At 71.1% G+C, this 12126-nt stretch carries 12 protein-coding genes; 6 read left to right on the top strand and 6 right to left on the bottom strand.

The window, feature by feature from the left end; all coding sequences use genetic code 11:
* Window positions 1–80: 80 nt before the first annotated feature.
* Genes AC07AW_RS22680 through AC07AW_RS22670 form a run of 3 tightly spaced genes read right to left on the bottom strand, consistent with a single transcriptional unit; the run spans window position 81 to window position 2045 of the window.
* A complete protein-coding gene (locus tag AC07AW_RS22680; protein WP_478817264.1) occupies window positions 81–587 on the bottom strand; it encodes an NUDIX domain-containing protein in 507 nt (168 codons plus the stop codon).
* Between the two features lie 12 nt (window positions 588–599).
* Window positions 600–1364, bottom strand: a complete 765-nt coding sequence (locus tag AC07AW_RS22675) for a glucose 1-dehydrogenase (RefSeq protein ID WP_478817263.1) — start codon at window positions 1362–1364, stop codon at window positions 600–602.
* Between the two features lie 21 nt (window positions 1365–1385).
* Window positions 1386–2045, bottom strand: a complete 660-nt coding sequence (locus AC07AW_RS22670) for a TetR/AcrR family transcriptional regulator (protein WP_478817262.1) — start codon at window positions 2043–2045, stop codon at window positions 1386–1388.
* A gap of 94 nt (window positions 2046–2139) precedes the next feature.
* Here AC07AW_RS22670 and AC07AW_RS22665 point away from each other — a divergent pair, with 94 nt between their 5' ends.
* Together AC07AW_RS22665 and AC07AW_RS22660 are read left to right on the top strand one after the other, a co-directional pair.
* Window positions 2140–3795, top strand: a complete 1656-nt coding sequence (locus tag AC07AW_RS22665; RefSeq protein WP_478817261.1) for an FAD-binding dehydrogenase — start codon at window positions 2140–2142, stop codon at window positions 3793–3795.
* 99 nt (window positions 3796–3894) lie between these two features.
* Window positions 3895–4779: a TIGR03619 family F420-dependent LLM class oxidoreductase gene (locus AC07AW_RS22660; RefSeq protein ID WP_478817260.1), complete on the top strand. Its 885-nt coding sequence runs from the start codon at window positions 3895–3897 to the stop codon at window positions 4777–4779.
* 60 nt (window positions 4780–4839) lie between these two features.
* Here the strand turns inward: AC07AW_RS22660 and AC07AW_RS22655 are convergent, their stop codons facing one another.
* Together AC07AW_RS22655 and AC07AW_RS22650 are read right to left on the bottom strand one after the other, a co-directional pair.
* Entirely contained in the window at window positions 4840–6237 is a 1398-nt protein-coding gene (locus tag AC07AW_RS22655; protein ID WP_478817259.1) for a GntP family permease, read from the bottom strand.
* A gap of 60 nt (window positions 6238–6297) precedes the next feature.
* The gene (locus AC07AW_RS22650) at window positions 6298–6822 is read right to left on the bottom strand and encodes a gluconokinase (RefSeq protein ID WP_478817258.1); all 525 of its coding nucleotides are present in this window, start codon (window positions 6820–6822) and stop codon (window positions 6298–6300) included.
* A 157-nt stretch (window positions 6823–6979) separates the two neighbouring features.
* On the opposite strand from AC07AW_RS22650, the gene AC07AW_RS22645 reads away from it, so the two are divergent.
* The 4 genes from AC07AW_RS22645 (at window position 6980) to AC07AW_RS22630 (ending at window position 11161) form a co-directional block, all read left to right on the top strand.
* Window positions 6980–7681 (top strand): FadR/GntR family transcriptional regulator, encoded by a 702-nt coding sequence (locus AC07AW_RS22645; protein ID WP_041128413.1) that lies wholly within the window; start codon window positions 6980–6982, stop codon window positions 7679–7681.
* 181 nt (window positions 7682–7862) lie between these two features.
* A complete protein-coding gene (locus AC07AW_RS22640) occupies window positions 7863–9323 on the top strand; it encodes an amino acid permease (RefSeq protein ID WP_478817257.1) in 1461 nt (486 codons plus the stop codon).
* Window positions 9324–9446: 123 nt separating this feature from the next.
* Complete coding sequence (locus tag AC07AW_RS22635) at window positions 9447–10532, top strand: S-(hydroxymethyl)mycothiol dehydrogenase (protein WP_478817256.1); 1086 nt, start codon at window positions 9447–9449, stop codon at window positions 10530–10532.
* Window positions 10532–11161, top strand: coding sequence for an MBL fold metallo-hydrolase (locus AC07AW_RS22630; RefSeq protein WP_478817255.1), 630 nt, complete (start codon window positions 10532–10534; stop codon window positions 11159–11161). The genes AC07AW_RS22635 and AC07AW_RS22630 overlap by 1 nt, the downstream gene beginning before the upstream one ends.
* Here the strand turns inward: AC07AW_RS22630 and AC07AW_RS22625 are convergent.
* Window positions 11145–12071, bottom strand: coding sequence for an RluA family pseudouridine synthase (locus AC07AW_RS22625; protein WP_478817254.1), 927 nt, complete (start codon window positions 12069–12071; stop codon window positions 11145–11147). The two genes, AC07AW_RS22630 and AC07AW_RS22625, sit on opposite strands and share 17 nt — an antisense overlap.
* Window positions 12072–12126 lie beyond the last annotated feature (55 nt).

Raw genomic sequence — 12126 nt, 5'->3', positions numbered from 1 at the left:
GTACCGGGTGATCGGCGGGCCCGCCACCGGCCGCGCGCCGGATGATCGGTGGGCCCGGCACTCGGCTGCGCGCCGGACGATCAGCGAGCCCGCAGCATCTCGTACGCGGCGAGGCCGTCCGGTACCCACTCCCAGGTGCCGAGGCGCTCCTCCAGCTCCCCGTCCGTGAGGAAGCCGTGCCAGGCGACCTCCTCCACCTGAGGGCTGACCGGCAGCTCGCAGCGGACCTCGTAGACCGCCGACCACCACTTCCCGGCCACGCCCCCGGAGTCGTACAGGAACCGCAGCACCGGCTCGGGGCGGGGCAGCCCGGACACCCCGAGCTCCTCCTCGGCCTCCCGCAGCGCGGCCTCGTCGTAGGACTCGCCCGTGCCGACGACCCCGCCGACGAACATGTCGTACATCGAGGGGAAGACCAGCTTCGTCGGCGTCCTGCGGTGGACGAAGACCCTGCCCTCGGCGTCCCGGACCCGGACGAAGACGCAGCGATGGATCAGGCCCCGCGCGTACACCTCACCGCGCGGGGCCTGCCCGATGACCCGGTCGTGCTCGTCGACGACGTCGAGGATCTCTTCAGAGGCGCTCATGCGCCCATGAAATCACTGCCCCATGACGTACTTGACGGTCGGACCGGTCGTCCAGCCGCCGTCCACGGCGAGCTCCGCGCCCGTCACGTACGAGGCGGCGTCCGAGAGCAGGAAGACGACCGCGCCCGCGATCTCGTCGGCCTCGCCGACCCGGCCCATCGGCGTGTTCGGGTACCTGCCCTCGCCGCGCTCGATGCCGACGGAGGCCGTCATCGGGGTGTAGGTCATGCCGGGGTGGACGGAGTTGACGCGGATCTTCGCCGTGCCGAGCTCCACCGCGCCGATCTTCGTCAGGCCGCGCACGCCCCACTTGGAGGCGCCGTACCCGGCGGTCAGCGCCAGGCCCATCAGGCCCGCGGCCGAGGAGATGTTGACGATGGAGCCGCCGCCGGCCTCCTTCATCGCCGGTATCGCGGCCTTCATACCGATGAAGACGCCGGTCAGGTTGATGTCGAGGACCTTGCGGAAGTGCTCGACGGACTCGGTCTCCAGGAACGCCCCGGTGGAGATGCCGGCGTTGTTCACCAGACCGTGCAGCCCGCCGAACTCCGCCACCGCGAAGGCGACGGCCGCCGCCCACTCCTCCTCGGAGGTCACGTCGTGGTGGAAGAACCGGGCCCGCTCGCCGAGCGCCTCGGCCGTGGCCTTGCCGTCCTCGTCGAGGACGTCGGTGATCACGACGTTCGCGCCGGAGGCGACGGCCAGCCTGGCGGCCTCGGCGCCCAGGCCGCGGGCGCCGCCGGTGATGAGCACGGTCTTGCCGGTGAGGTCGTTCATGTGAGGTCCCTTTCAGCGGGTTCAGACGCTCCGGGGCTGTGCGGCCCGGAGAAGCGCGGTGGTGGTCTCGACGAGATCGGCGAGGAAGAGCGGCTCGTCGGTGAGCGGCTCGGTGCCGTCGAGGTACTGCCGGGCCCGGTCCGCCATGGCCGCGCCCACCACGGTCAGCGCCAGGTCGAGGCGCTCCAGGAGCAGCGGCTCGGGGAGCCCGCCGGCGGCGAGACGGTCCGCGATCCGCTCGATCAGGCGCCAGTAGACGGTGCCGGCGAGCGTGGGATGGGGGGTGCGGGTGCGGACGCCGCTCTCGTGGCTGAGCTGCGCGGAGATCCGCAGGCAGCGGCGGCCCCGGTCGGTGCGCAGCTCACTGGCCTCGGCGGTGACGAGCGCGGCGACCAGCGGTCTCAGGTCGTCGCCCGAGCTGTCGAGGCGGACGCTGTCGAGGAGGGCGTTCTCGAAGAGGGGCGTGAGCACCTGTTCCGTACGGGCCTGGCGGCCCGCCATGACCGCGTCGAGCAGTCCGGCGCGCGAGCCGAAGTGGTACTGGACCGCGGAGGGGTTGGCCTGTCCGGCCAGGGCCACGACGTCCCGGAGCTGTGCGCCGTGGACGCCCTGTGCGGCAAAGAGCTCCTCTGCCGCGCGGATCAGTTTCTCCCGGGTCTCGGGCCCTGACGTCCTTGCCATACCTTCATATTAATGCTGGACATTAGAAAACGGAAACGTCGAGGGAGGGCTCGGACGGTTGACTCGATACATTCGTGTATCCAAGATGCGGTCCATGTCCTACGACGCTGATGTGATCGTGATCGGGGCGGGCCTCGCCGGCCTCGTCGCCACCGCCGAGCTGGTCGACGCCGGCCGCTCCGTGATCCTCCTCGACCAGGAACCGGAGCAGTCCCTCGGCGGCCAGGCCCACTGGTCCTTCGGCGGCCTGTTCCTCGTCGACTCGCCCGAACAGCGCAGGATGCGCGTCAAGGACAGCCACGCCCTCGCCCTCCAGGACTGGTTCGGCACCGCGGGCTTCGACCGCACCGAGGACCACTGGCCGAGGAAATGGGCCGAGGCGTACGTCGACTTCGCCGCCGGTGAGAAGCGCGCCTGGCTCCACGCGCGCGGGGTGCGCTTCTTCCCCGTCGTCGGCTGGGCCGAGCGCGGCGGCTACGACGCCAACGGCCACGGCAACTCCGTACCCCGCTTCCACATCACCTGGGGCACCGGGCCCGGCCTCGTCGCCCCCTTCGAACGCAAGGTCCGCGAGGGCGCCGCCCGCGGCCTCGTCGACCTCCGCTTCCGCCACCGCGTCACCGGACTCGGCCGCACGGCCGGAACCGTCGACACGGTCTCCGGCGAGATCCTGGCCCCCTCCACCGCCGCCCGCGGCACCGCGTCGAGCCGCGAGGCCACCGGCACCTTCGAACTGCGGGCCCAGGCCGTGATCGTCACCTCCGGCGGCATCGGCGGCAACCACGACCTCGTCCGCGCGCAGTGGCCCGCCCGGCTCGGCACCCCGCCCGCCAAGCTGCTCTCCGGCGTCCCCGCCCACGTCGACGGACTGATGCTCGGCATCGCCGAGAAGGCGGGCGCCCATCACATCAACCGCGACCGGATGTGGCACTACACCGAGGGCATCGAGAACTGGAACCCCATCTGGGCCCGCCACGGCATCCGCATCCTGCCGGGCCCGTCCAGCCTCTGGCTCGACGCCACCGGCAAGCGGCTCCCCGTCCCGCTCTTCCCCGGCTTCGACACCCTGGGCACCCTCGAACACATCATGCGGACCGGTCACGACCACACCTGGTTCGTCCTCGACAAGCGCATCATCGGCAAGGAGTTCGCGCTCTCCGGCTCCGAACAGAACCCCGACCTCACCGGCAAGTCCGTCCGTGACGTCCTCGGCCGCGCCCGCGCCGACGTACCGGCACCCGTCCAGGCCTTCATGGACCACGGTGTCGACTTCGTCGTGGAGAGCGACCTCTCCGCCCTCGTCCGCGGCATGAACGCGCTCACCGACGAGCCGCTGATCGACGAGGCCGCGCTGCGCCGCGAGATCACCGCCCGCGACCGCGAGATCGCCAACCCCTTCACCAAGGACCTCCAGGTCACGGCGATCCGGGGCGCCCGCAAGTACCTGGGCGACAAGCTGATCCGCACGGCGTCCCCGCACCGCATCCTCGACCCGAAGGCCGGCCCGCTGATCGCCGTACGCCTCAACATCCTCACCCGCAAGTCTCTCGGCGGCCTGGAGACCGACCTCGACTCCCGGGTCCTGACGGAGGGCGGCGAGCCCCTGGACGGCGTGTACGCGGCGGGCGAGGCGGCCGGCTTCGGCGGCGGCGGAGTCCACGGCTACCGCTCCCTCGAAGGCACCTTCCTCGGCGGCTGCATCTTCTCGGGCCGCGCGGCGGGCCGGGCGGCAGCCAAGGCGGTCGGCTGACGGCGAAGGCGGTCGGCTGACGGCGGCGCCCCGCATGTGGTGCGGGTCACACCCCGAGCCCTTCGTGTCGCGGGCCGTCCCGCTGCCCAGGATGAGGCCATGGAGATAGGCATCGCACTGCCGCAGTACGGCACCCACGCCCGCGCCGACCGCATCGCCGCCTTCGCGCGGGACGCCGAGGAGGCCGGATTCGACTCGCTCTGGGTCGGCGACCGCGCCCTCACCCCGGTCGCCCCCAGCGACCTCTATCCGGGACACACGCCCGAGAACCCGTACCCCCACCAGTACAAGACCTTCCTCGACCCGCTCACCGTCCTCACCGTCGCCGCCACCGCGACCGGCCGCGCCCGGCTCGGCACGAGCACCCTCAACGGCCCCTGGTACCCGCCGGTCCTCCTCGCGCGCTCGCTCACCTCGCTCGACCGGGTGAGCGAGGGCCGCCTCGACGTCGGACTCGGGATCGGCTGGCTCCGCGACGAGTACACCGCCGCCGGCGCCGACTTCCGCCGCCGCGGTGCCCTCCTCGACGAACTCCTCGACGTCCTCCACGGCATCTGGACCGAGGAGGAGTTCGGCCACGAGGGTCCGCAGTGGACCATCCCCACCTCGTACGTCGGCCTGCGCCCGGTCCAGCCGGCCGGCCCGCCCGTCTACCTCGGCGGCTTCAGCCCCGCCGCGCTGCGCCGGGTCGGCCGCCGGGCCGCCGGCTGGGTCGGCGCCGTCATGCCGCCCGGTGTGGCCGGGCACCTGTGGGACGAGGCCCGGCGCGCCGCCGAGGAGGCCGGCCGGGACCCCGGTGCCCTGCGCCGCGAGATCCGCCACAACCCGGCCCCGGGCGCCACGGCGGACGCCGTCGCCGCCGTCCTCGCGGGTGTGCGGGACACCGGCGCCGAAGGCTGCTTCGTCGACCTCCAGCAGTGCGTGGACGAGCCGGGCGAGGCCCTGGAGCTGGGCGTGAAGGTCCTGTCGCTGCTGCGGGGCTGAACGCACGGGAGCCCCGGACGTCCAGAAGGACCTCCGGGGCTCCCGCGTGTGCCCGGTCGCCTACAGCACCAGCGACAGCAGCAGCACGAACACGATGCCGACGACCGAGATGATCGTCTCCATCACCGACCAGGTCTTGATCGTCTGGCCGACGTTCATGCCGAAGTACTCCTTCACCAGCCAGAACCCGGCGTCGTTGACGTGGCTGAAGAAGAGCGAACCGGCACCGATGGCGAGGACGAGCAGCGACACCTCGCCGGTCGACATGCCCTCGGCGAGCGGGGCCACCAGGCCGGCCGCCGAGATCGTCGCCACCGTGGCCGAGCCGGTCGCGAGCCGGATCGCGACCGCGATCAGCCAGGCGAGCAGCAGGGCCGGGATCGACCAGTCCTTCGAGAAGTCGAGGATCATCTGGCCGACGCCGATGTCGATCAGGGTCTGCTTGAAGCCGCCGCCCGCGCCGACGATCAGAAGGATGCCGGCGATGGGAGCGAGGGACTTCTCGACGGTCGAGTTCAGCCGCTCCTTGGTGAAGCCGGCCGCGCGGCCCAGCGTGAACATCCCGACTATGACGGCCGCGAGCAGGGCGATCAGCGGCGAGCCGATGACGTCGGTGACCTTCTGGACGCCGCTCTCGGGGTCGTCGACCACGATGTCGACGAGCGCCTTGACCAGCATCAGGACGACGGGCAGCAGGATGGTCGCGACGGTGGCGCCGAAGCCGGGGCGCTTCTCCAGGTCCTCGGACGGCCGGGCCGGGATCATCTTCTCGGGCGCCTGGATGTCCACCCAGCGGGCGGCGTACTTGGAGAAGAGCGGGCCGGCGATGATCACGGTGGGGATGGCGACGACCAGGCCGAGCGCGAGGGTCACGCCCAGGTTGGCGCCGACCGCGTCGATCGCGACGAGCGGGCCGGGGTGCGGCGGGATCAGGCCGTGCATCACGGACAGGCCGGCCAGCGCCGGGATGCCGATCCGCATCAGCGAGTAGTTGCCGCGCTTGGCGACCATGAGCACCACCGGGATCAGCAGCACGATGCCGACCTCGAAGAAGAGCGGCAGTCCGATCACGGAAGCGATCAGGACCATCGCCCACGGCATGGCCCGCTTGCCGGTCTTCGCCAGGATCGTGTCCACGATCTGGTCGGCGCCGCCGGAGTCGGCGAGCAGCTTGCCGAGGATCGCGCCGAGCGCGATGAGCACGCCCACACCGGCCACGGTGTTGCCGAGTCCGGTGCTGAACGACTTGATGGTGTCCGCGAGCGGGGCACCCGCGAACGCGCCGAGCGCCAGCGACCCGATGGTCAGCGCCAGGAACGCGTGCAGCTTGAACTTGGTGATGAGCAGGACGATGACGGCGATGCCGGCGAGGACGGCGATCCCGAGCTGGGCGTTGCCTGCCGAGGTGATGGGTTCGGCGGCGTCCGCTGCCAGGACCTCGACGCTGAGACTGGTCACGGTGGAGTCCTTCGTACGGGCAGGAAGGGGGGGCGGGGGTACGGGGGTACGGGGGAGAGGTCAGCCGGCGAGGCCGCGCAGGGCGGCGACGGCGCGGGCGGTGATCTCCTCCGGAGTGCCGGAGACGTCGACGGCGACGCCGGCCTCGTCGTCCTGCAGCGGCTGCAGGGTGGCGAACTGGGAGTCGAGGAGCGCGGTGGGCATGAAATGGCCCTTGCGCGCGGCCATCCGCCCCTCGATCAGCTCCCGGTCACCGGTCAGATGCAGGAAGACGACCCCGGGCGCGGCGGCGCGCAGCCGGTCCCGGTAGATCCGCTTGAGCGCGGAGCTGCTCACGACCCCGCCGAGTCCGGCCCGGCCGTGCGCCCACTCCCCGATGGCGTCGAGCCACGGCCCCCGGTCCCTGTCGTCCAGCGGGACGCCGGCCGACATCTTGGCGACGTTGGCCGCCGGGTGGAAGTCGTCGCCCTCGGCGTACGGCAGGCCGAGCGCCTCCGCGACCAGCGGACCGATGGTGGTCTTGCCGGTCCCGGCGACGCCCATCACGACGACGACCGGGGGAGCGGAGAGGGGGGTGGTGCTCATGGGGGGTGCCTCGCTGTCTTCTTCGACATCGATTCGGTGAATCCGTCGCGCTCATGAAACCCATTGGGTACGACGTATTCAAGAGTCTGTGACATAAAAGTCGTACTTTTAATTCCCGGGTGTGATCACACGTCCCCGCGCGCATAGGCTGATCGTCATGACGACACCGGCCCAGGGGCTCCACTCACACGTCCTGGCCACCCTGGGTCTCGCGATCACCGCCGGGGAGTACCCGCCGGGCACCGTGCTGCGCACCGACGAGCTCGCCCAGCGCTTCGACGTCTCCCGGACCGTGGTCCGCGAGGTCGTGCGGGTCCTGGAGTCCATGCACCTCGTCGAGTCCCGCCGCCGCGTCGGCGTGACCGTGCTCCCCACCGCCAGCTGGAACGTGTACGACCCCCAGGTCATCCGCTGGCGGCTCGCCGGCGCCGACCGCCCCCGCCAGCTCCGCTCGCTCACCGTGCTCCGCTCGGCGGTCGAACCGGTCGCCGCCGGCCTGGCCGCCCTGAACGCGACCCCCGAGCAGTGCCGTGAGCTCACCGAGCAGGCCCTCGGCATGGTCGCCACCTCGCGCGGCCGGCGCCTGGAGGAGTACCTCGTCCACGACATCGCCTTCCACCGCGTCGTGCTCAACGCCTCCGGGAACGAGATGTTCGCCCGCCTCGGCGACGTCGTCGCCGAGGTCCTCACCGGCCGCACCCACCACCACGTGATGTTCGAGGACCCCGACCCGGCCGCCGTCACCCTCCACGTCCAGGTCGCCGAGGCCGTACGGGAGCGGGACGCGGCCCGCGCCGAGGAGCTCACCCGCCAGATCGCGGTCGGAGCCCTCCAGGAACTGGACGTCCTCGCGCCTTAGCACACCGGTCGTTACGTGCGGGTAAAGCTCTGAACTAGCTCAAATAAGGGCGTTCAGTGACATGCGCCACAGTCAGTGGGGCGCCGTTGCCGTGAGTATGTGCGCTGGCCGTGCCGGGAAGACCCCCTCCTCCGGGCACGGCCGGGTACCGCACAGACCCCTCACGAAGGCGAACAACTCCATGACTGACCGCGTCATCGCGGCCGAGCCGCTGTCCGCCGCTCCGGCGAATCCGGCCGCCGCCCCCCACGTCGACGCAGGCGACGCCGGATACCGCAAGGACCTCAAGTCCCGGCACATCAACATGATCGCCATCGGCGGCGCCATCGGCACCGGCCTCTTCCTGGGCGCCGGCGGCCGCATGGCCAACGCCGGGCCCTCCCTCTTCATCGCGTACGCGGTGTGCGGCGTCTTCGCCTTCTTCGTGGTCCGCGCCCTCGGCGAGCTCGTGCTCTACCGCCCCTCCTCCGGCGCCTTCGTCTCCTACGCCCGTGAGTTCATGGGCGAGAAGGGCGCCTACACGGCCGGCTGGCTGTACTTCCTCAACTGGTCGACCACCGCCGTCGCCGACATCACCGCGGCCGCCACCTACGCCCACTTCTGGGCCATGTTCAGCGACGTCCCGCAGTGGGTCCTCGCCCTGATCGCCCTCGCGGTCGTCCTCGCCGCCAACCTCATCTCCGTGAAGTACTTCGGCGAGATGGAGTTCTGGTTCGCCATCATCAAGGTCGCCGCCCTGGTCGCCTTCATGCTCGTCGGCATCTTCCTCGTCGTCACCTCGCACGACGTCGGCGGTCACACCCCGGGCCTGGCCAACATCACCGACAACGGCGGCATCTTCCCCAACGGCATGATGCCGATGCTGCTGCTCATCCAGGGCGTCGTCTTCGCCTACGCCTCCGTCGAGCTCTGCGGCGTCGCCGCCGGCGAGACCGAGAACCCCGAGAAGATCATGCCGAAGGCGATCAACTCGATCATGTGGCGCGTGGGCCTCTTCTACGTCGGCTCCGTGGTCCTGCTCGCGCTGATCCTCCCGTACACCGCGTACTCCGGCGACCAGAGCCCCTTCGTCACGGTCTTCGACAAGCTGGGCATCCCCGGCGCGGCCGGCGTGATGAACCTCGTCGTCCTCACCGCCGCCCTCTCCAGCCTCAACTCGGGCCTGTACTCCACCGGCCGCATCCTGCGCTCCATGTCGCTCGCCGGCTCCGCGCCCAAGTTCACCGGCGTCATGAACAGGGGCGGCGTGCCCTACGGCGGCATCCTGCTCACCGCGGGCTTCGGCATCGCCGGTGTCGTCCTCAACTACCTGATGCCGGGCGAGGCCTTCGAGCTGGTCCTCAACTTCGCCTCCATCGGCATCATCGGCACCTGGGCCATGATCATGATCTGCTCGCTGCTGTTCGTGCGCCGCGCCGAGCAGGGCAAGGTCACCCGCCCCGGCTACAAGCTGCCCTGGGCCCCGTACACCCAGATCGTGACCCTGGGCTTCCTCGCCTCCGTCCTCGTCCTCATGTGGATGGACGGCGGCATCAGCCGCACCACCGTGAACTGCCTGCCGCTCATCGCGGCGGCGCTGGTCGGCGGCTGGTTCCTGGTCCGCCGCCGGGTCCGCGAGACCTCCGCGACCCCCCAGGACTGAGACTCCCCCCACGGGAGACGGCGAGACCCCCACAGGCACGGCCTGCGGGGGTCTCGCCTTTTGTCAGGAGATAGTGGTACGCAAGAGCCTTACAAGATCCGTTCGGAGAAAAGGAAGTTCGCGATGCCGCAGCACGTCCAGGGGGTCATCGCCCCCGGCAAGAACGAACCGGTACGGGTCGAGACGATCGTCATCCCCGACCCCGGCCCCGGCGAGGCCGTCGTGAAGATCCAGGCCTGCGGCGTCTGTCACACCGATCTCCACTACAAGCAGGGCGCGATCAACGACGAGTTCCCCTTCCTGCTCGGCCACGAGGCCGCCGGAATCGTCGAGTCCGTCGGCGAGGGCGTCACCGACGTCACCCCCGGCGACTTCGTGATCCTCAACTGGCGCGCCGTCTGCGGCACCTGCCGCGCCTGCACCCGCGGCCGCCCCTGGTACTGCTTCGCCACCCACAACGCGAAGCAGAAGATGACCCTGCTCGACGGCACGGAGCTCTCCCCGGCCCTCGGCATCGGCGCCTTCGCCGAGAAGACCCTCGTCGCCGCCGGCCAGTGCACCAAGGTCGACCCGGCCGTCGCCCCCGAGGTCGCGGGCCTCCTCGGCTGCGGCGTGATGGCCGGCATCGGCGCCGCGATCAACACCGGCAACGTCGGCCGCGGCGACACCGTCGCCGTCATCGGCTGCGGCGGCGTCGGCGACGCGGCCGTCGTCGGCTCCCGCCTCGCCGGAGCCGCGAAGATCATCGCCGTGGACATCGACGACCGGAAGCTGGCCAAGGCGAAGGAGATGGGCGCCACCCACACCGTCAACTCCCGCACGGCCGACGCCGTCGAGGCGATCCGCGAGCTCACCGGAGGCTTCGGCGCCGACGTCGTCATCGAGGCCGTCGGCCGCCCCGAGACGTACGAGCAGGCCTTCTACGCCCGCGACCTCGCCGGCACGGTCGTCCTGGTCGGCGTCCCCAGCCCGGACATGCGACTCGACCTGCCCCTCCTCGACGTCTTCGGCCGCGGCGGCGCACTCAAGTCCTCCTGGTACGGCGACTGCCTGCCGTCCCGCGACTTCCCGATGCTCATCGACCTGCACCAGCAGGGCCGCATCGACCTCGCCGCCTTCGTCACCGAGACCATCGGCCTCGGCGACGTCGAGAAGGCCTTCGCCCGCATGCACGAGGGCGACGTCCTCCGCTCGGTGGTGGTCCTCTGATGACCGCCCGCATCGACCACCTGGTCACCTCCGGCACCTTCAGCCTCGACGGCGGCACCTGGGACGTCGACAACAACGTCTGGATCGTCGGCGACGACACCGAGGCCATCGTCATCGACGCCGCCCACGACGCCGGGGCGATCCTCGCCGCGCTCGACGGCCGCGCCCTGCGCGCCATCGTCTGCACCCACGCCCACGACGACCACATCGACGCCGCCCCGGCCCTCGCGGCCGCCACCGGCGCCCGCATCCTGCTCCACCCGGCCGACCAGCCGCTGTGGAAACTGACCCACCCGGACCACACCCCGGACGGAGACCTCGCCGACGGTCAGGTCCTCACCATCGCGGGCACCGACCTCAAGGTCCTCCACACCCCCGGCCACGCTCACGGAGCGGTCTCCCTGTACGCCCCCGACCTGGGCACGGTCTTCACCGGCGACACCCTCTTCCAGGGCGGCCCCGGCGCGACCGGCCGGTCCTACTCGGACTTCCCGACGATCATCGACTCGATCCGCGAGAAGCTCCTCACCCTCCCGCCGGAGACGGTCGTCCGCACAGGGCACGGCGACACGACGACGATCGGCGCGGAGGCCCCGCACCTGGAGGAATGGATCAGCCGGGGCCACTGAGAGCCAGCCGGCTCTCGAACCGCACCTCGTCACCCGTGAACGGGTCGGTGAACTCCAGCGTCCGCGCGAGCAGTTGCAGCGGACGCGAGAAGTCCTCCGGCCCGTCCTCACGGACGGCCGGATAGACGGGATCGCCGAGGATCGGCAGCCCCAGCGCGTTCATGTGCACCCGCAGCTGATGGGTCCGCCCGGTGACGGGCAGCAGCCGGTACCACCCGAGCCCTTCCGCGTGCCTCACCAGGTCGATCCGGCTCTCGGCGTTGGGCTCGCCCGGCACCTCCCGGGCGGCCATCACCCCACGCTCCTTCTCGATCCGGCTCCGCACGGTGACGGGCAGCTCCACGGCCGGGTCGTACGGCGCCACCGCCTCGTACTCCTTGCGCACGACCCGGTCCCGGAACAGCGTCTGGTACGCCCCCCGGTCCTCCGGCCGTACGACGAACAGCACGAGCCCCGCCGTCAGCCGGTCCAGCCGGTGCGCGGGCTGCAGGAACGGCAGCCCCAGATCACGCCGCAACCGCGCGAGCGCGGTCTCCGTCACATGCCGCCCCCGAGGCATGGTCGCCAGAAAGTGCGGCTTGTCGGCCACCACGATCCGCTCGTCCCGGTACACGACCCCGACCTCGAAGGGCACCGGCGTCTCGGCGGGAAAGTCCCGGTGGAACCAGAGATACCGCCCCGCGGCATACGGCTCGTCCCCGCCGACCGGCCCGTCGACCCCGACGAACCGCCCCTCCCACAGCATTCCCTCGATCCGCCCGGCCCCGACGGCATTCCCGTACCGCGCGACCAGATACTCCCGGACGGTCGCCCACTCCGCACCGGAATCCTCCGGCAACCGCACCCGGACGGGATCGATCCCGTACTGCTGGGGGAGGGGCGAAGAGGGGGCCTTGGATCTGCGTCGCACCGGTCCTACCGCCGTGATTCCTGCCGCTGTAACAAGAAAGACCCCACAAGATGTG

This window comes from Streptomyces sp. NPDC044003 (assembly GCF_056435185.1).
The sequence above is the reverse complement of the archived record's forward strand: the minus strand, read 5'-3'. Positions and strand labels throughout refer to the sequence as shown.